The sequence below is a fragment of the Flintibacter muris genome (assembly GCF_943192995.1).
In the GTDB taxonomy this organism is placed as follows: Bacteria; Bacillota; Clostridia; order Oscillospirales; family Oscillospiraceae; genus Lawsonibacter; species Lawsonibacter muris.
The window spans coordinates 17,130-36,075 of the sequence record NZ_CALPCP010000037.1; the positions used below are offsets into that span (position 1 = coordinate 17,130).

Sequence of the window (18,946 nt, forward strand, 5' to 3'; positions counted from 1 at the left end):
CTATGCTCCTGGCCATCGACATTGGCAACACAAATATCGTGATTGGCGGCATTGAGGGCGGGAAAATCGCCTTTGAGGCCCGAATTGCCACCGACCGCATCAAGACCTCTGACCAGTATGGGGCGGAGATCAAGAGCATGCTCAGCCTGTTTGACGTCAAGCCCGCCGATGTGGAGGACTGCATCATCTCCTCGGTGGTGCCGCCGGTGTTCAACTCGGTGCGCACGGGCATTGTCAAGGTGACAGGAAAGCAGCCTCTGGTGGTGGGTCCCGGGCTGAAAACCGGGCTGAATATCCGTATGGACAACCCCTCCCAGGTGGGCAGCGACCGGATCGTAATCGCCGTGGCCGCTTTGGCGGAGTATGCGCCCCCACTTACCCTGCTGGACCTGGGCACCGCCACCACCATTGAGGTGGTGGGCCAGGGGAGCACTTACCTGGGGGGGTGCATCATCCCGGGTGTGCGGGTGTCGCTGGAGGCCCTCACCTCCCGCACGGCCCAGCTGCCCGGCATCAGTCTGGATCGGCCCCGGCGGGTGATCGGCAAGAATACTGTGGACTGCATGCGCAGCGGCATCATGTACGGCACCGCCGCCATGCTGGACGGCATGCTGGACCGGGTGGAGGAGGAGCTGGGCTTTTCCACCACTGTGGTGGCCACCGGAGGAATGGCCCAGTTTGTAGTCCCCCTGTGCCGCCGGGAGATCAGGCTGGAGAGGGACCTGCTGCTGAAAGGGCTGAACATCATCTATCAAAAGAATAAAAAATGAGAACAGGGCAGACGCATACGCGTCTGCCCTGACGGTATTCAGCCCTCCAGCGCCTTTTGCAGATTTTCCGTGATCCGGTCCAAAAGCTGGTACTTTTTCTTATCCTCCTTGTCTCTCGCGTTGGATACGGCATCTATTAAATTTTGTTGGCTAAGCCTTGACAATACCCTCTGTTTTCCGTATAATGGACGGAACAAGGCAATGCGAAAGAGGAGTATCCATGGGCGGACCTCCAGAGAGGGGGCGGACGGTGCAAGTCCCCGGTCCGGGTTGGAGAAAGTGGCTTTCGGGCTCTGCCCCCGAAGGGACAGTAAGGGGCAGCGGAACTTCCCGTTACAGAAGGAATGAGGGTCCCCATCCGGGGAAAATTCAGGTGGTACCGCGGTTTTGCAATCGCCCTGAGTCTGTTGGACTCGGGGCGTTTTTCAATGGAGGAATATGCTGTGGAGTTTGAAATTCGGCCGGATTACACAGTGGAGGATTTTGCTGCCTTCTGGCACGGCTTTCGGGAAAAACGGCCTGGAACAAAGGGCGTTCAGCGTCTCTCAGACCGGGGAATGTGGCGGGTCGCTTGGCTGTTTTTCGGGGGAGGAGTTTTTCTGTTGGCGGTATGCTGGCTGAATCCTCTGGAGTTCCAGCCGGTTCCCCCTTACATGATCTGTATGGGACTGGTTTTTCTGACATTGGGCGTACTGAGCCTGATTCAGTGGCGGCCAGGGCGGTCAGAGCCGGTTTGGCCCCGCTGGGCCAAGCGGTGCTGTAAAAAGTGGTCGGGGCAGGCCCCGGAGCTGCGCTGGTTCTACCGCTTTACGCCAGCGGGCATGGAGATGCACAACAGCACCAGCGGCCACCGCTATGATTACAGTCAGCTTCAGCAGCCATGGGAGGATGAGGAGCACTTCTACCTCACCCTGGACCAAAAAATATGGCACATTTTGAACAAATCCCAGTTCACCAAGGGTGACCCGGATCAATTCGCCGCCTTTCTGGCGGAGCAGACGGGCAAAGCAGTGCGCTGGGTGGACGGAGAAAAAGCCCGGAGAGGGGTGGCGCTTTGATTGTGATACAGACCACCATTGACCACAGGGCCATGACCGCCCTGGCCAGGATGACCCGAAAGACCATGCGCCGGGGCCGGAACGGTCCGGTGCGGGTGCTGGCCTGGTTTGCGGTGCTGCTGGAAGGTTACTTGACAGCAATATACCTCCGGGCCGGGGTGGGGGGCTGGCATGTCAACGCCCTGCTGGGGGGCATTATGCTGGCCTGCATACTGGGGGAGGACCGGGTCAACGGGGCTATAGGCCTGCGCAGAACCCCCCCGGACAGCCGGGAGGTGAACACCGCCTTTCAGGAGAAGGAGAGCTGCTACATCTGCCGGGCCCAGTCCGGGGAGCGGTGGTGGCTGTACAGCCAGGTTGCCGCGGCGGTGGAGACAAAGGACTACTTTGCTCTCCTTCTGGACCGAAAGCAGGGGCAGGTATTCGACAAGCGGGGCCTCACCTGGGGCACCATGGAGGAGCTGAGGGAGCTGATCCGGAAAAAAACGGGTTTGAAGATCCAACATGTCAGATAGGAGGCGCGGAATGAACACACCACAGGGAAAACTGGTCTTTCGAGGCACCACCGAGCAGCTGGAGACAGCCGGAGACTGGCTCATTTTGCTCAGCTACACCCGCATGATGCGCATTGGACGGATTATGGGGCCGCTGGTGACCATCTTTCTGGCGCTGGCCGGCTTTGTCCAGTTCCGGGAGGGAAAGCCCTCCATGTTCTTTCTCTATATGATCCTCACGCTCTATGTGGGTATGACGATCATACGCAAAACCAGCGGCGGCGATCCGGCGGCGGCGGTGAAAACCAACCGGGAGGCCCGGCAAAAGGCCAAGGAGGCGGGCCGGTACAACGGCGATCTGCCCTTTCGCATTGAGCTGGAGGGCAAAGAGTGCCGGGTCTACTTCGACGGCGGCCAGCCCCACCAGATTTTCGACTGCCGGAAGTTCCGTACCGCGGTGGAGTGTGATGAGATTGTGTGGATCACCGGCAAGCGGATGGCCGGCCTGCCCCTGCCCAAGGAGCAGCTGGAGGGTGACCCCAGCGCTCTGCGCCGGTGGCTCAAACCCTACGTGGCCATCTGGTATACCTGCCAGATTCCGGAAAAGCTGAAGGCTGCCGTCAGACCCTCCTGAGCTGGGGGAAGGCGTTTGTAAAAATCCGAAACAATTTACTGCTAAAGGAGATATTTCTATGAAAAAAGAACTGCCAAAGGTCTATGAGCCCCAGGAGGCGGAGGGCCGCATTTACAAAATGTGGGAGGAAAACGGCTGCTTTAAGGGCCGCCGTGACCCGAAAAAGAAGCCCTTTACCATTGTTATGCCCCCGCCCAACGTGACGGGCCAGCTCCACATGGGCCATGCCATGGATTCCACTCTCCAGGACATTCTGATTCGGTTCAAGCGGATGCAGGGCTACGCCGCCCTGTGGGTGCCCGGCTCCGACCACGCCGGCATCGCTACCCAGGTGAAGGTGGAGGAGGAGCTGCGCAAGAACGAGGGCCTGAGCCGCTACGACCTGGGCCGGGAGAAATTCCTGGAGCGGGTGTGGGACTGGAAGGCCAAGTACGGCGCCCGGATTGTGGCCCAGCAGAAGAAGCTTGGCTCCTCCTGCGACTGGGATCGGTCCCGCTTCACCATGGACGAGGGCCTGTCCCGGGCGGTGCGCCATGTGTTTGTCTCCCTGTATCAGAAGGACCTGATCTATAAGGGCTCCCGGATCATCAACTGGTGCCCCCACTGCGTCACCGCCCTGTCCGACGCCGAGGTGGAGTATCAGGACAAGCCCGGCCACCTGTGGCACATGCGCTACCCTCTGGCCGACGGCTCCGGCTATCTGGTGGTGGCCACCACCCGCCCCGAGACCATGATGGGCGACACCGGCGTGGCCGTCAACCCAAACGACGACCGGTACAAGCACCTGGTGGGCAAGAGCTGTATCCTTCCCCTGATGGACCGGGAGATCCCCATTGTGGCTGACGACTATGTGGAGATGGACTTCGGCACCGGCTGCGTGAAGATGACCCCCGCCCACGACCCCAACGACTTTGAGGTGGGCCTGCGCCACAACCTGGAGACCATCCGGGTGCTGGACGACAACGGCGTTGTCAACGCCAACGGCGGAAAGTATGAGGGGATGGACCGGTATCAGGCCCGAAAGGCCGTGGTGGCCGACCTGGAGGCTCTGGGCCTGATGGAGAAGATTGAGCCCTACTCCCACAATGTGGGCACCTGCTACCGCTGCCACAGCGACGTGGAGCCTCTTATCTCCGCCCAGTGGTTTGTCCGCATGGAGCCCCTGGCCCGTGAGGCCCTGCGGGTGGTCAACGAGGGGGAGACAAAGTTTGTCCCCGACCGCTTCGCCAAGACTTATACCAACTGGATGGAGAATGTCCATGACTGGTGCATCTCCCGCCAGCTGTGGTGGGGCCACCAGATTCCCGCCTGGTACTGTGCCGACTGCGGCCACGTGACCGTCTCGGAAACCGACCCCGACTGCTGTGAAAAGTGCGCTTCCAAACACATTGAGCGGGACCCGGATGTGCTGGACACCTGGTTCTCCTCCGCTCTGTGGCCATTCTCCACCCTGGGCTGGCCGGACAACACCGAGGACTTCCAGTATTACTACCCCACTGACGTGCTGGTGACGGGCTACGACATTATCTTCTTCTGGGTGGCCCGGATGATCTTCTCCGCCTGTGAGCACACCGGCAAGCCCCCCTTCCACACCGTGTTTATCCACGGCCTGGTCCGGGACGACAAGGGGCGGAAAATGTCCAAGTCTCTGGGCAACGGCATTGACCCCCTGGAGATTGCCGACAAATACGGCGCCGACGCCCTGCGCTTCAACCTGGTTACCGGCAACTCTCCGGGCAACGATATGCGCTTTTACACTGAGCGGTGCGAGGCCATGCGCAACTTCGCCAACAAAATCTGGAACGCCAGCCGCTTCCTGATGATGAACCTGACCATTGATAAATGTGAGCTGCCCGAGAAGCTGGAGCTGGAGGACAAGTGGATTTTGTCCAGGCTGAACCGCGCGGTGGCGGAGATCACCGAGAATATGGACCGGTATGAGCTGGGTGTGGCCGCCCAGAAGATTTACGATTTTATCTGGGACGACTACTGCGACTGGTATATCGAGCTGACCAAGACCCGCCTCCAGGGTGAGGACGAGGACAGCAAGGTCCGGGCCCAACAGGTGCTGTGCTGGGTGCTGACGGAAATGCTCAAGCTGCTCCACCCCTTTATGCCCTTCATCACGGAGGAAATCTGGCAGGCCCTGCCCCACGAGGGGGACTTCCTGATGATGCAGAACTGGCCTGTGGCCTCTGAGACCATGAACTTCCCCCAGGAGGAAAAGGCCATGGAGCTGATTATGGACGCCATCCGGGCCATCCGGGGCCGGCGCAGCGAGATGAACGTGCCCCCCTCCAAGAAAGCCCGCCTCACCGTGGCCACCATGGAGACGGAGATCTTCACCCTGGGTGTGCCCTTCCTGAAGAAGCTGGCCTACGCCAGCGAGGTGGAGATTGTCCCCTTTGCCCAGGCCCAGGCCGATGACGCCGCCGCCCAGGCCGGGCAGGTGTCCATTGTCACCCACGCCGCCCAGCTGTCCATCCCCCTGGGGGAGCTGGTGGACCTGGAGAAGGAGAAGCAGCGTGTGGAGAAGGAGCTGAAAAAGCAGTCCGCCGAGCTGGAAAAGCTGAACGCCAAGCTGAACAACCCAGGTTTTGTCAACAAGGCCCCCGCCCATGTGGTGGAGGCGGAAAAAGAACGGGCTATACAGCTTGCCGAACTGGTGGCCAAGCTGGAAGCCCAACAGAAAGGGATGTGACAGCATGAGAAAGCAACATTCATACGGTGGAAAGCTGACTGCCCTGCTGTTGGCGGCGGTGCTGACCCTCGGCCTTGTGCCCATTCGGGCCTCGGCCGCCGGTACCGCCCACTTTAAGGACGTACCCTCCACCCACTGGGCCTACTCCTATGTGGAGCGGGCCTACAGCGATGGGGCCATCTCCGGCACCGGCGGCGACCCGGCCAAGGGGACCGGGGTATTTGACCCGGACGCCAAAATGACCTATAGCCAGTTCCTCACCATGCTGATGAGCGCCTTTTACCCGGAGGAAATGGCGCGGGTCACGGTGCGGACCCCCTGGTACGCCCCGGCGATTCAGGTGGCCTCCAGCCGCCAACTGACCTATATCTCCCAGGACGACCTGATGAATAAGTACGCTGGCGCTTCCATCAACCGCTATAACATGTCCTGGATTTTGGTCAAACTGCTGGAGGACAAGGGGACCGCCCTGCCCACGGAGAATGAGCGGGCCGCGGCGGCGGCCAAAATCGCCGACTGGGACAAGGTGGGGACGGACAACAAGTCTTGGCCCTACTATGTCTCCGCCGTGGTGGCCGCTGGGCTTATCTCCGGCGTGGACGACAGGGGTACCTTCGACGGGGCTGGCTACATCACCCGGGGAGCCGCCGCGGTGATTTACACCAAGCTGGCCGACAAGCTGTCCCAGCCTGGCACAACGACGCCGCCCAGCACAGCGTCAAAGTTCAGCATTACCAAGGGCGAGGGCTGGGAGCTGATCCCCGACCCGGCCTATTGGAATGAGGTCGAGGAGACCTTCAACACCGTCTATCCCCGCCTGTGGGCCCGTTGGGGCGGGGACGTCGCCCAGAAGGAAATCACAGTCAACGTGAAGAAAATACTTCCGCTCAGCGGCGACCGCAAGGAGGCGCCAATGTGGACGGGGTCTACAAACTACGACCACCAAAAGCAGCTTTGGGAGCGAAACATCGAGATTTCAGCGCATTTTAAGGATGTCGCGCCCACTCCGTGCTTCGCCCACGAACTGGGCCATGTGGTACAGATCTATAGTGGTCTGGACAGCAGCTGGTGGATCGAGACGCTGGCGTCCTATGCCAGCTTCCGCTATTGCTTCTATGCGGATGACGGTGTTCTGGCCCGGGGAGCCTTACGTTACATCGGAGACGATCAGGGCCTGCGGAACTGGCGCTTTGAGAACGACTACTACACCGCCTACTGGTTCTTTGCCTATATGGACAGCCGGTATCCCACCACGCCCCAGGGCTATGGCCTGATCGACTCCATTCACTTCGCCATGGCCTCCAAGCAGATCACCAGCGATAATATCAACGATCCGAATTTGAACGCCGTGGTGAAAAAGGTGACCGGGCTGAGCAGCATTGAACAGGTCCGCCAGCAGTATGTGAAGGAGCTGGACGCTGGCACTTGGGCCTTTAACGGCTTTGGCGGCTATGCCGACAACTACATCACCGAAAATATTCCCGGCGTGCCCAACCCCACCTACCCTACGGTGGACGGTCTCAGCCTCTGCGCAGGAGCGCATACCTATGCGGTCTCCGGCCAGGCTTCCAGCGGGACGGCTGCGGACCATCTGGTGGATGGCAACCTGAGCACCGTATCTTGACGGCTGAAGTACTACGACAGCGAGAAAAAACAGTGGAAGACTCTGGATACCGTGTCAGGAAATACCCAGGACGTGACCACCCGCAAGGTGATTTCGGTCACCACGAAGAACCTCTGGCTGGAAATTTTGAACCCCAGCGGCACGGGGGCGGGACCGTCCGTCTGTACGAGCTGGAGCTCTACAACAAAGGATAGGAGGCTTTTATGACGCGCATTCAACTGGGAAGTACCGGCATCACCATTGAGAAAAACGGCTTTGGCTGCCTGCCCATCCAGCGCATCTCCAAAGAGGATGCGGCCTATCTGCTCCACAAGGCGGTGGATGGCGGCATGACCTATTTTGACACCGCCCGGGCCTACTCCGACAGCGAGGAGAAGGTGGGCTGTGCCTTTGCCGGCATGCGGGACAAGGTGGTTATAGCCACCAAGACGGGGGCTCAGACCGCCGGGGACATGTGGAAGGACCTGGAGACCAGCCTGGAGAAGCTGGGCACCGACTATATCGATGTCTACCAGTTCCACAACCCCGCCTTCTGTCCCAAGCCCGGCGGGGAGGACGGCCTGTATGACGCCGCCCTGGAGGCCAAAAAGCAGGGCAAGATCAGGCATATCGCCATCACCAACCACCGGCTGGCCGTGGCCCATGAGGCCATTGACTCCGGGCTGTATGAGCTGCTCCAGTTCCCCTACAGCTATCTGTCCGGCCTCCAGGAGCAGGAGCTGGTGGACAAGTGCCGGGACAAAGGGATGGCATTTGTGGCCATGAAGGGAATGGCCGGCGGCCTGCTGCGGGACGGAATTGCTGCCGCCGCCTGGATGCAGCAGCAGGAGGGCGTGGTCCCTATCTGGGGGGTGCAGCACCAGTGGGAGCTGGACCAGTTCCTGTCCTGTGTGGCAGAGACCCCGGAGCTCACCCCGGAGCGTCAGGCCGTGATCGACCATGACCGGGCGGAGCTCACCGGCGACTTCTGCCGGGGCTGCGGCTACTGTATGCCCTGTCCCATGGGTATTGAGATCAACCAGTGTGCCCGCATGGCCCTGATGGTCCGCCGGGCCCCCGCCGCCGCCTGGCTCAACGAGTATTGGCAGGGTGAGATGAAGAAAATCGAGACCTGCCTCCACTGCGGCCAGTGCGCCGCCAAGTGCCCCTACGGCCTGGACACCCCCCGGCTCCTTCAGGATAACTACAAAGACTATTGGACCCATTTTTAATCAACAAACCGCCGCGGACCGGTTGGGTCCGCGGCGGTTTGTTTTAGTACACCCGCAGCACGCAAATGGACTGCGCGCCGATCTGAGGGGGAAGGCTGGCGGTCATAATGCCGTCATAGACGATACGAACCTGGTCGCCCGCGGCCAGATTGCAGGTGGAGTTGTTGGTGTTTACCAGCACCTCCTGGCCGTTGGCGTTGTCGGTAACCAGTACCTGGGAGCCCCAGGCCCGGACGACGGTGGCGATCATAGTCACCATGGAAGTCACCTCCTGTTGGATGGAATCCGTGATATCCTATGCGCCGGAGGCGGGGAAGGTGCCTCACAGGCTGTGGTACAGCGCCTCAAATTGGGTCAGGCAGTCCTCAATCCCCCCACCAGTGTGGATGGAGTGGAGGTTGGGCAGGCGGGAGAGTGCCTCCGGGGAGAAATCCGCCTGGTCAGCCAGAAAGCGGCGGCACAGCTCGGTGTAGTCGGGACGCTCCTGCCGCTCCTCCCGCTCCAGGCACCGCAGCAGCCGGGTGCGGTCGTCCGCCTCCAGATAAATCACACGCACCGCCTCCCGGTCGTAGGCCTCCATCAGGGCCTGAGCCCCCTCCAGGGTGGTGATGAGCAGCCGGTCTGTGTCCAGCTGAAAGCGGAGAGTAAAATAGGTCCACAGGCCCTGGGCGGTGTGGTACTCCCGCTTTTCCACCACGTCACCCTGGGCCTCGTACTGACGCAGCTGGTCCTGGGTGACAAAACGGTAGTTCTGTCCGTCCACCTCCCCCGTCCGCCGGGGGCGGGTGGTGCAGGGAATCACCGGGACCAGCTCCGGATACCGCTCCAGAATGTGGTGATAGAGGGTGTCCTTCCCGGAACAGCTCTTGCCCACCAGACAGAACACACGGCTCATGACGGACACGTCCCTTCGCGGGAGCTGGCTTGGAAAAAGGCATTGATCTCCTGCCGGGATGCCTGGAGCGAGCCCTGGACAAAGTCCGGTTTGCCGCCGCCCCGGCCGTCGAGTGCCTGGTTCAGCTCCTTGACGAAGCTGCGCAGATCACCGTCCAGCTGGCCGATGGCGTATTTGTAGCCGGAAGAGTCGTCCCCGGAGAAGCAGGCGCAGAAACCGGAGCCGCCGCAGGCGCGCAGCACCGCGCCGCACAGCCGGCGCAGGCCGTCGGGGGAGAGGCCGTCCTCAAACAGGACCACATCCCCAAGCCCGGCGTACTGTTCGGCCAGCTGGGCAAAGCGGGCGTCCTCCAGCGAGATGAGGCGGCTTTTCAGGGCGGCGTTTTCCGCCAGCAGCCGCTCCGCCGTTGCCCCCGTCTCAAAGACCTTGGCGGACAGCAAATGGGATACCTTGGTGTTTTGTTCCATCACGCCGCTGAGATACCTCAGGGCCCGTCCGCCGCACACCAGCTCAATGCGCACGCCCTCCCGGAACTTCTGCATGGACAGCAGCTTAATCAGCCCCACCTGGGCGGGAGAATTCACATGGGTGCCGCAGCAGGCGCAGCAGTCCGCGCCGGGGAACTCCACAATACGTACCTGGCCGGTGAGCTCCTTTTTGCTCCGGTATGTGATGTGCTCCAGCTCCTGGGGGGAGGGGTAGATGATTTTCACAGGGGAGTTGATGTGCCAGAGGTGCCGGTTGGCGGTTTCCTCCAGCAGGGCGAACTGCTTTTCGGTGAGAGGGCGGTCAAAGTCAATGGTGACCACCTCTGCCCCCAGATGGAAGCCCACATTCTCACAGCCCCACAGGGCGTGGGCCAGCCCAGAGACAATGTGCTCCCCCGAGTGCTGCTGCATCAGGTCGAACCGCCGGTCCCAGTCTATTATGCCGGTGACCCTGGCACACGCCTCAATGGGGTGACTGCAGGTGTGGACAATCTCGCCCTCCCGGGTGTGGACCTCCAGCACCTTTACATCCCCCAGCTTTCCGGTGTCCCAGGGCTGGCCGCCCCCCTCGGGGTAGAAAGCCGTGCGGTCCAAAATCACATCAAAGCCCTTTTTCCCCTTGACACAGGAGAGGACCTTGGCCTCAAATTTGACGATAAAGGCGTCCTGTTCATATAATTTTTCTGTCATAGATAGCTTTCATCCCTCTCAGAACGCTTTGCCCGCTGCATCAGGTTGGTGATGACAGTGTGAACGTCCCGGCCCTCATACAAAACCTCGTAGGCGGCCTGGGCAATGGGCATCTCCACCCCCGCCTTCTGAGCCAGGGCGCGGGCGTTGGCGGCGGCGTAGTAGCCCTCCACCACAGCGCCGATCTCCTTCACAGCCTCGTCCACCGGCTTGCCCTGACCAATCAGGATGCCGCAGCGGCGGTTGCGGGAGTGCATGGAACAGCAGGTGACAATCAGGTCGCCCACCCCGGCCAGGCCGGTAAAGCTGTCCTTGCGCCCCCCCAGGGCCACCCCCAGCCGGGCCATCTCGGCCAGGCCACGGGTCATGAGCAGGGCCTTGGTGTTGTCGCCATAGCCCATGCCGTCGCAGCAGCCGGCGCACAGGGCAATGATGTTTTTCAATGCCGCGCAAATTTCGGTGCCAATCTTGTCGTCGCTGGTATATACCCGGAAGCGCTGGTTCATAAACAGGTCCTGAACCTTCTCTGCAGCGGCCAGGTCCTCAGAGGCCACCACCACGCCGGTGGGGATATGCCGCCCCACCTCCTCGGCGTGGGAGGGCCCGGACAGCACCACCACCGGGCACTTGCCCTGGACCTCCTCCTCAATCACCTGGCTCAGACGGAGGGAGGTGTCCTTCTCAATGCCCTTGGACACCGACACCAGAATGGTGCCCGGATCAGCCAGCTCCTTGAGCTGGCGGGCGGTGGTCCGCACGGCGAAAGAGGGCGTGGCCACCACCACCAGCCCGCAGCCCTTTACAGCCGCCATGTCGGTGGTGAGTTTCAGGCTTTCAGGCAGAGGCACCCCCTTGAGCATGGGGTTTTCCCGCTTCTCCCGGAGGACGGCGGACTCCTCCTGCGTGTAGGACCACAAGGTCACATCGCTTCCGTTTTCCAGCAGCAGTAGAGCCAGAGCCGTCCCCCAGGCGCCGCTGCCAAGGACTGTGGTTTTCATACAAATTACCTCCCACTTATAATAGCCTTCCCCCCACAGGGGGGAGGTGCCCCAGTGCACACACTGGGGCGGATGAGGGGAACCAAAGGTCTGCCGTTCTTACGATTATAATCACAGACCCTTGGTCAACCTCATCCGTCACGGCTTCCCCTTGAAAAGGGGAAGGCTTTTTACGCTTCCTTATGATGCAGACTGAACTTGTTTTCCGTCCCGGTGAGCAGGCGGTGGATATTGGCCCGGTGCATGTACAGGATGAGCCCGCCGATAAGGATAGACAGAGCCAGCAGCACCGTGTCCTGGTAGACGAACCAGGTGGCAAAGGGGAAGGAGGCCCCCGCCCAGCAGGAGCCCAGGGAGACATACCGGGTGAGCAGGACCAGTACGATAAACCCGCCCCAGACCACCAGGGCAATCCGCCAATCCAGCATAATGGCTATAGTCCCCCCGGAGAGGATGCCCTTGCCCCCCTTGAAGTGGAACATGCAGGGGAACATGTGCCCCAGCAGACACCACAGGCCGGCCCAGTATTTTGCCAAAATGACTGCCTCAGCCGGTGTGTTGACGATATCAGCGGCGATCCATATGGCAACGACCGCTTTCAGCACGTCGCACAGGATGACCACCAACGTCAGAAAGCCGCCAAAGGTGCGGTAGAAGTTGGTCAGTCCGGCGTTGCCGCTGCCGTGGGTGCGAATGTCGTCCCGCAGGATATATTTGGAGACAATGACCGCGCCGTTAAAGCAGCCGCAGAGGTAGGCGCAAAATGCAATGGTAACAAAGAAAAAGGGGGCGTTGGCGGGCAGATAGTCAAGCATCCTTACCCCTCCTTGTCGCTCCGCTCACGGACGGTGAGGCGTACCGGGGTGCCCTCCAGACCGAAGGTGGAGCGGATCTGGTTTTCGATATACCGCTGGTAGGAGAAGTGGAACAGCCTGGAATCATTGCAGAAGCAGACAAAGTGGGGGGGCTTGATGCCCACCTGGGTCATATAGTAGACCTTCAGCCGCCGGCCCTTGTCGGTGGGGGGCTGAACCCGGGCGGTGGCGTCGGCCAGCAGGGAGTTGAGCATACCGGTGGTAATACGCATGGCCGCCTGATTGTTCACGTAGTTGATGAGCTCAAACAGCCGGTCCACCCGCTGGCCCGTCAGAGCGGAGATAAAGACAATGGGGGCGTAGGTCATATAGCTCAGGTCCCGCATCACGTCCTGGCGCATTTTGTCCATGGTCTTGCCGTCCTTTTCAATGGCATCCCACTTGTTGACCACAATGATGCAGGCTTTTCCCGCCTCGTGGGCCAGGCCGGCCACCTTGGTGTCCTGCTCGGTGACCCCCTCCTGGGCGTCAATCATGATGAGGCAGACATCAGAGCGCTCAATGGCCATGGTGCCTCGGAGGACAGAAAATTTTTCAATGCGGTCGTCCACTTTGGACTTCTTCCGCATTCCGGCGGTGTCGATAAACAGGAATTTGCCCTGCTCGTTCTCGAAGAAGCTGTCCACCGCGTCCCGGGTGGTGCCCGCCACGTTGGAGACAATCACCCGCTCCTCACCGAGAATCCGGTTGACCAGGGAGGACTTGCCCACATTGGGCTTGCCTATAACCGCCACCTTGACCACATCCTCCTCCTCCTCTTCCTCCTCCTCGGGAGGGAAGTGGTCAAAGCAGGCGTCCAGCAGGTCGCCAGTGCCGTGGCCGTGGACGGCGGATACGGCGATGGGGTCGCCCAGCCCTAAGTTGTAGAACTCATAGATGTCCGGGTTCTCCCGGCCGGTCTGGTCAGCTTTGTTCACCGCCAGTACCACCGGCTTGCCGGAGCGCAGCAGCATATTGGCCACCTCCTGGTCGGAGGCGGTCATGCCGGTTTTGATGTCGCAGACAAAGACAATCACGGTGGCGGTGTGGATGGCGATCTCCGCCTGCTCCCGCATAAAGGACAGAATCTGGTCATCTGTCCCCGGCTCAATGCCGCCGGTGTCCACAATGTCAAAGACGCGGTTTCGCCACTCACACTGGGCATACAGCCGGTCCCGGGTTACCCCGGGGATGTCCTCCACAATGGACAGCCGCTGTCCGCACAGCTTGTTGAACAACATGGACTTGCCCACATTGGGCCGGCCCACTATGGCAACTAAAGGTTTCATATGGTTCCTCCTCTCAAGGCCCCTTCGCAAAGGGGGCTCCGCCCGAAGGGCGGTGGGGGTTTTCTTCAGAGACAGATGAGTTTCGATTGGGGAAAACCCTCCGTCATCCGCTGCGCGGATGCCACCTCCCTTTGCGAAGGGAGGCTTTTGGTACTCCTCTACGGATTATACCGGTAAAATTCCTCGTTTTCCCAGGCCAGGTGCTGGGTTTCGGGGGTGAGCCGGATGCCCAGCATGGCGTCCAGCAGCTCATAGCCGTCCTGGGGGACAGCGGTGACAGGCACGCCCAGCTCCCGCTCCACATCGTCAGTGGTCACGTCGTCCAGGAAGACGTTCTCCCCGGCCCGGAGCATGCTGGCGGGGATAAGCAGCCGCTGACCCAGGTTTTTGCCTTGGAGCTGCTGGATAAGGTCCCCTCCGGTGACCAGCCCGGCCACGGTGATAGTCTCTCCAAAGAAACGATTGACAATGGGATAGACCTGCCCCTCTATTGTACCACATTTTTCCCTGGCTTGTCCCACTAATTTTGCCAAAAATGGGGCAGCGGATACTCCTGTGGCAATGGAGAAGGGGACTGTCCCCTCCATCTCCTGGGGCTCCATCAACTCCAGAGCCCTGGAAAACTCCCGTGACAGCAGGGTGAGCATCCCCACCCCGTTGTCCAGCTGGGTAAAGTCCTCAAAGTAGTCCTCCGGAGGGAGCTCCCGCCCGGCCAGCAGGTAGAACTCGTCGGAGCACCACACAAGCCTGGTGCCGTGTTCCGCCAGGTGCCTGGCGGCGAAGGCCTCCACCTGGCCGATCAGGGCGGAGGCGGTGTCCCGGGTGTAGGTTTGCAGGGGGTAGAGCCCCTCACGGTATTTGGTTACCCCCACCGGCACCACCGACACGCTGTTTACCGCCGGGAACATGGCGGCCAGGTCCTTCAGGGTGCTGTCCAGGGCCGGACCGTCGTTGACGCCGGGGCAGGAGACGATCTGGCAGTTCATAGTGATGCTGTGGGCGGCAAAGCGCTCCATAATGTCGATCCCCTCCCCGGCCCGGGGATTTTTCAGCATTTCCGCCCGCAGTGCCCGATCGGTGGTGTGGACGGAGATGTTGATGGGGGAGATGCGCAGGTCAATAATCCGCTGCACCTCCCGGGGGGAGAGGTTGGTAAGCGTGAGGTAGTTGCCCAGCAGAAAGCTGAGGCGGGCGTCGTCGTCCTTGAAGTAGAGGGAGGGCCGCATCCCAGGCGGCATCTGGTCCACAAAGCAGAAGATGCAGCGGTTGGCGCAGGAGCGGGCACGGTCCATCAGGTAGGTCTCAAACTCCAGGCCCAAGTCCTCCCCTTCACCCTTTCGTACCCGCAGGGAGCGGACCGTCCCGTCCGGAGCTTTCAAGGTCAGCTCCAGCCGGGGGTCGTAGCTGTAGAACTTGTAGTCCAGCACGTCCACAATGGGGTGGCCGTTGATGTGGGTCAGGGTCTCCCCGGGCAGCACCCCCGCCCGGCTGGCCGGACTGCGGGGGTCCACCGATTTCACGGCCGTCATGCTCATGGACGCGCCTCCTTTCCAATATCTCCCCATTTTACTATAAATGTGTGCCCAATGCAAGAGCGGAAAAGCGGGAGCGTAATGCTCCCGCTGGGTGTTATTCCTCCGAAAATACGGCGGTCAGGTCCACCGCGCAGTCCTCCAGCACCCCCACCGGGACGGTGTCTCTGGCAGTGTAGGCTCTGGGGGCGTGGTACTGTCCCTCTTCCAAGGTATGGACCAGCACCACCTGCTTTTCCGCATCCACAATCCAATACTCCTGCACGCCTGCCCGCTGATACAGGTTGTATTTGACCAGGCAGTCGTGCCGCCAGGTAGAGGGAGAGAGGATTTCAATGACCAGGTCGGGGGCACCCTTGCAGCCGTATTTATCCAGTTTGCTGGGGTCACAGATTACGGTAAGGTCAGGCTCTACCAATGTGTCCACTGTATGTGGGCCGTCGCCGTCCTCCTCAAAAAGCCGTACACCAATACGCTTTAACTTATTATACCACAGACACCAGAAAGATTTCAAGACTTCTGCGGCGGAAGGCACGGAAATCAATTATGGCGCTGTAGGGCGCGACGACCCCGGCGCGCCGTTTACAAAAGCTGTCAACCAGCGGCGGGCCGAGTCGTCCCACCCTGCAAATATGGCCGGATTTTCTAAAAATTGATTTCTGTGGGCGGAAGGAGGGGGCGTGGCGGAGGGCGGGTTTGCCGCATAGGATAAAGCGGAGGTCAGACCTCAGCAGAGGTCTGGCCCAGGAGGTATTTGAACAATGCAAGCAACAGGAACATTAAGTGTCCGGGTGTACACCTCCCAGGCGCAGATTCCCCTGGAGGGGGCCACCGTAGTGGTGGCCGCGCCGGGGAAGGAGGGCAAGTGGAAGCTGCTCTCCATACAAAGCACCGACAGCAGCGGACTGATCCGTCCGGTGACCATCGACGCCCCCGCACTGGGGGAGAGCACCTCCCCTGGCGGACTGCCCGGGAATGGAGTGCCCTTTTCCCTGTGTGAGGTGTGGGCCGAGCAGCCGGGCTACGCCATGCTCCAGGTGAGCGGTGTGCAGATTTTTCCCGGTGTGGAGACCATGCAGAACATGGAGCTCATCCCCCTGCCCCAGGGGCTGTGCAGCCTGCAGCAGCGGGACGAGCGGGATATCCCCGCCCAGTCTCTGTGAGGTGAAGGCATGCCAGTCATCATTCCATATGTCCCCCGCACCATCACCGTGCACCTGGGTCTGCCCAACCAGTGGGCAGAAAATGTGACGGTGACCTTTCCGGATTATGTGAAAAATGTGGCTTCCAGCGAGATCTACCCCACCTGGGAGCCCGCTGCCATCCGAGCCAATATTCTGGCCATCATCTCCTTTGCCCTGAACCGGGTATATACCGAATTCTACCCCAGCCAGGGCTATGACTTTCAGATTACCTCCACCACCCAGTACGACCAGGCCTTTGTCCGAGGCCGAAACGTGTTTGAGAACATCAGCCAGGTGGTGGACGAGATTTTCAACGACTATATCCGCCGCAAGGGCTTTGTGGAGCCGCTGGCCGCCAAGTTCTGCAACGGTACCACCTCCACCTGCGACGGCCTGTCCCAGTGGGGAAGCCAGGAGATGGCCCGGCAGGGGGCCAACTCCATGGATATCCTCTACCGCTATTACGGCGACAACATTGAGCTGGTGGTGGACGCCCCCATCCAGGACCTGACCTCCTCCTACCCCGGCACGCCCCTGCGGCGGGGGTCGGCGGGGCCCGACGTGTCGGTGATCCAGGCTATGCTCAACCGCATCTCTCAAAACTACCCCGCCATCCCCAAGGTGCCCTCCACCGGGGCCTTCGGTGAGGCCACCGAAACTGCCGTGCGCACCTTCCAGAGCATTTTTAATCTGGCTGTGGACGGCGTGGTGGGCAAAGCCACCTGGTACAAGATGGTGTACCTCTATGTGGGGGTGCTCCAGCTGGCGGAGCTGGTGAGCAAGGGCCAGACCTTCTACGCCGTCCAGTTCCAGTTTTCCGGCAATCTGGCGGAGGGGGACGCCGGACCGGAGGTGGAGGTTTTGCAGTATATGCTGTCCCTGCTGGCCCAGTTCTCTGACACACTGTACGCCCCGGCAATGGACGGCCAGTTCGGCCCTGTCACCGGCAGGGCGGTGAGGACCTATCAAAATTGGGCGGGCCTCACCCCCAACGGCCTGGTGGACGAGCGGACCTGGAATTCCATCTATGACAGCTTTGTCACCGCCAATTACTCCCTCAGCCGGGATACGGTGCGGGCCCAGTCCCTGGGGGCGGACGCCGTTCCCGTCATGGCCCCGGTCTCAGCTCCGGAGGGGGACCGATGGGCCAATACCCCCCGCCTGGGCCAGTATCAGGGCAGCCCCCTGAACCCAGGCCAGGCGGACGGCCAGGAAAACGGACAGAGAGGAGTGCGCGTATGAATTACAATCTGGGTCAGGAGCTGCTGGAGCGGGATATGCTGGCCAATCCGGTGAGCAGCCTGCAATATATGCTGCGGCAGCTGTCAGCCACCTATCAATTTCTGCCTCAGCTGGTGGTGGACGGCGTGTTCGGTGAGCGCACCCTGGAGGCGGTGATGCGCTTTCAGCGGGAGGCGGGCCTGCCCGTCACTGGTATTGTGGACCAGGCCACCTGGGACGCCATCCGGGACGCATGGCTGGCTCAGCAGGCCAAAACCGGCTACTCCCGGGCCACCCGGATTTTCCCATCGGAGGGTGTCCAGGTTCACGAGGGGGAGACCAAGGAGTATCTGATCGTACCCCAGACCATGTTCAATATCCTTGCCAAGCAGTTTGAGGGCATTACCCCCTGTGAAGCCGATGGCTGCAACGGCCCCGTCTCGGCGGACAACATCCGCTGGCTGCAAAAGGCGGCCGGCCTGCCCCAAACGGGCTGTATGGACACCGTCACCTGGGGCACCCTGTCCCACCTCTATGAAATTTTCGTGGTGCAGGACACCGACTGTATTCCGGAATTTACCGGCGGCTGGGGATGAAAAGACTGCCCGCCCCATTGGGGGCGGGCAGTCTTGGGTTACAGGGAGGCGCTGGGCAGGTTGTCCACAAAGGCCCGCAGCTGGGACTGACTGGTCATCTGCCCCATTTGAAGCAGGATGGCGTTTCGCTGCTCAGGGGTGCAGCGGTCATAGTAGGCGGCGGCCTGGGGGTTCTTTTGCAGCAGCTCACCAAAGGTCACCGCCGCATTCATATTGACGTCCATATAATCACCTCAACGTCAGTATGCCCCGCCAGGGACGGAATGATACCACAGGTTCAGGGGTTTTCGTCCTCTTCGTCCGCATAGTCGTCCACATCAAGAAGGACCTTTTCGGCCTCCGCGCGGTTGATGGCAGTCAGATCAATCTCGCCGTCCTCCAGGGCTCCGGCAAATATGACGTTCCGGTCCTGGTCATAACAGCCGAACACCTTGCCGCCCTCACCGCCTTTATAGCGGTTCAGCCGGGAATAGATGATGCCATGCTGCTTTTGATAAGCTCCATGATTGATTACCTCCGCATAGTTCGATTTGTATTTCTGACATCAAAATGATGAATCCGATCAGCACCAGTGTGATAGCCGCCGCTATAGTGGAGCTGAAACTCATAACAGGGAATTGATCATATTTGAGAAGCTGTACCAATAGGCTAAAGCCTTTTTAACAAAGTGCGAAAAGCGGCAATCATGCAAACCGCCTGAGCAGATT

At 60.6% G+C, this 18,946-nt stretch carries 20 protein-coding genes and 1 other annotated feature; of the genes, 10 read left to right on the forward strand and 10 right to left on the reverse strand.

Translation table 11 applies throughout. The features are described 5' to 3' along the window. The first annotated feature begins 2 nt into the window (after window positions 1–2). The 7 genes from NFS22_RS18730 to NFS22_RS18760 all read left to right on the forward strand — a co-directional run bounded on the left by NFS22_RS18730 (window position 3) and on the right by NFS22_RS18760 (window position 8,492). Window positions 3–770: a type III pantothenate kinase gene (locus NFS22_RS18730; RefSeq protein ID WP_251319245.1), complete on the forward strand. Its 768-nt coding sequence runs from the start codon at window positions 3–5 to the stop codon at window positions 768–770. A gap of 192 nt (window positions 771–962) precedes the next feature. After that, window positions 963–1,174, forward strand: a binding site (T-box leader). 39 nt (window positions 1,175–1,213) lie between these two features. After that, the gene (locus tag NFS22_RS18735) at window positions 1,214–1,828 is read left to right on the forward strand and encodes a YcxB family protein (protein WP_251319246.1); all 615 of its coding nucleotides are present in this window, start codon (window positions 1,214–1,216) and stop codon (window positions 1,826–1,828) included. Between the two features lie 2 nt (window positions 1,829–1,830). Beyond that, window positions 1,831–2,343, forward strand: coding sequence for a YcxB family protein (locus NFS22_RS18740; RefSeq protein ID WP_338148029.1), 513 nt, complete (start codon window positions 1,831–1,833; stop codon window positions 2,341–2,343). 10 nt (window positions 2,344–2,353) lie between these two features. Continuing rightward, on the forward strand, window positions 2,354–2,956 hold the full coding sequence (locus NFS22_RS18745; protein WP_251319248.1) for a hypothetical protein: 603 nt from the start codon (window positions 2,354–2,356) through the stop codon (window positions 2,954–2,956). A gap of 58 nt (window positions 2,957–3,014) precedes the next feature. Then, complete coding sequence (locus NFS22_RS18750) at window positions 3,015–5,657, forward strand: valine--tRNA ligase (protein WP_251319249.1); 2,643 nt, start codon at window positions 3,015–3,017, stop codon at window positions 5,655–5,657. Between the two features lie 4 nt (window positions 5,658–5,661). Next, window positions 5,662–7,281, forward strand: coding sequence for an S-layer homology domain-containing protein (locus tag NFS22_RS18755; protein WP_251319250.1), 1,620 nt, complete (start codon window positions 5,662–5,664; stop codon window positions 7,279–7,281). A 203-nt stretch (window positions 7,282–7,484) separates the two neighbouring features. Next, window positions 7,485–8,492, forward strand: coding sequence for an aldo/keto reductase (locus NFS22_RS18760; RefSeq protein WP_251319251.1), 1,008 nt, complete (start codon window positions 7,485–7,487; stop codon window positions 8,490–8,492). A gap of 43 nt (window positions 8,493–8,535) precedes the next feature. On the opposite strand, the gene NFS22_RS18765 is transcribed toward NFS22_RS18760, so the two are convergent. The 8 genes from NFS22_RS18765 to NFS22_RS18800 form a co-directional block, all read right to left on the reverse strand. Continuing rightward, on the reverse strand, window positions 8,536–8,751 hold the full coding sequence (locus NFS22_RS18765) for a DUF3221 domain-containing protein (RefSeq protein ID WP_251319252.1): 216 nt from the start codon (window positions 8,749–8,751) through the stop codon (window positions 8,536–8,538). 63 nt (window positions 8,752–8,814) lie between these two features. Continuing rightward, a complete protein-coding gene (locus NFS22_RS18770; RefSeq protein WP_251319253.1) occupies window positions 8,815–9,387 on the reverse strand; it encodes a guanylate kinase in 573 nt (190 codons plus the stop codon). Next, a complete protein-coding gene (locus tag NFS22_RS18775) occupies window positions 9,384–10,565 on the reverse strand; it encodes an alanyl-tRNA editing protein (RefSeq protein WP_251319254.1) in 1,182 nt (393 codons plus the stop codon). Before NFS22_RS18775 ends, NFS22_RS18770 begins: the two co-directional genes overlap by 4 nt. Continuing rightward, complete coding sequence (locus tag NFS22_RS18780) at window positions 10,562–11,563, reverse strand: NAD(P)H-dependent glycerol-3-phosphate dehydrogenase (RefSeq protein ID WP_251319255.1); 1,002 nt, start codon at window positions 11,561–11,563, stop codon at window positions 10,562–10,564. The genes NFS22_RS18775 and NFS22_RS18780 overlap by 4 nt, the downstream gene beginning before the upstream one ends. Window positions 11,564–11,733: 170 nt before the next feature. After that, entirely contained in the window at window positions 11,734–12,378 is a 645-nt protein-coding gene (locus tag NFS22_RS18785) for a glycerol-3-phosphate acyltransferase (protein WP_251319256.1), read from the reverse strand. A 2-nt stretch (window positions 12,379–12,380) separates the two neighbouring features. Then, window positions 12,381–13,706, reverse strand: a complete 1,326-nt coding sequence (gene der / locus NFS22_RS18790) for a ribosome biogenesis GTPase Der (RefSeq protein ID WP_251319257.1) — start codon at window positions 13,704–13,706, stop codon at window positions 12,381–12,383. 158 nt (window positions 13,707–13,864) lie between these two features. After that, a complete protein-coding gene (locus tag NFS22_RS18795; RefSeq protein ID WP_251319258.1) occupies window positions 13,865–15,241 on the reverse strand; it encodes a DUF512 domain-containing protein in 1,377 nt (458 codons plus the stop codon). Window positions 15,242–15,335: 94 nt separating this feature from the next. Continuing rightward, the gene (locus NFS22_RS18800) at window positions 15,336–15,752 is read right to left on the reverse strand and encodes a Uma2 family endonuclease (RefSeq protein WP_251319259.1); all 417 of its coding nucleotides are present in this window, start codon (window positions 15,750–15,752) and stop codon (window positions 15,336–15,338) included. A 247-nt stretch (window positions 15,753–15,999) separates the two neighbouring features. On the opposite strand from NFS22_RS18800, the gene NFS22_RS18805 reads away from it, so the two are divergent. The 3 genes from NFS22_RS18805 to NFS22_RS18815 are packed head-to-tail and all read left to right on the forward strand — an operon-like array spanning window position 16,000 to window position 18,239. Continuing rightward, complete coding sequence (locus NFS22_RS18805; RefSeq protein WP_251319260.1) at window positions 16,000–16,401, forward strand: spore cortex-lytic protein; 402 nt, start codon at window positions 16,000–16,002, stop codon at window positions 16,399–16,401. 9 nt (window positions 16,402–16,410) lie between these two features. Then, complete coding sequence (locus tag NFS22_RS18810) at window positions 16,411–17,664, forward strand: peptidoglycan-binding protein (protein ID WP_251319261.1); 1,254 nt, start codon at window positions 16,411–16,413, stop codon at window positions 17,662–17,664. Beyond that, complete coding sequence (locus NFS22_RS18815; protein ID WP_251319262.1) at window positions 17,661–18,239, forward strand: peptidoglycan-binding domain-containing protein; 579 nt, start codon at window positions 17,661–17,663, stop codon at window positions 18,237–18,239. The genes NFS22_RS18810 and NFS22_RS18815 overlap by 4 nt, the downstream gene beginning before the upstream one ends. A gap of 38 nt (window positions 18,240–18,277) precedes the next feature. On the opposite strand, the gene NFS22_RS18820 is transcribed toward NFS22_RS18815, so the two are convergent. Continuing rightward, entirely contained in the window at window positions 18,278–18,463 is a 186-nt protein-coding gene (locus NFS22_RS18820) for a hypothetical protein (RefSeq protein WP_251319263.1), read from the reverse strand. Between the two features lie 53 nt (window positions 18,464–18,516). Continuing rightward, entirely contained in the window at window positions 18,517–18,669 is a 153-nt protein-coding gene (locus NFS22_RS18825; RefSeq protein WP_251319264.1) for a hypothetical protein, read from the reverse strand. Between the last annotated feature and the right edge of the window lie 277 nt (window positions 18,670–18,946).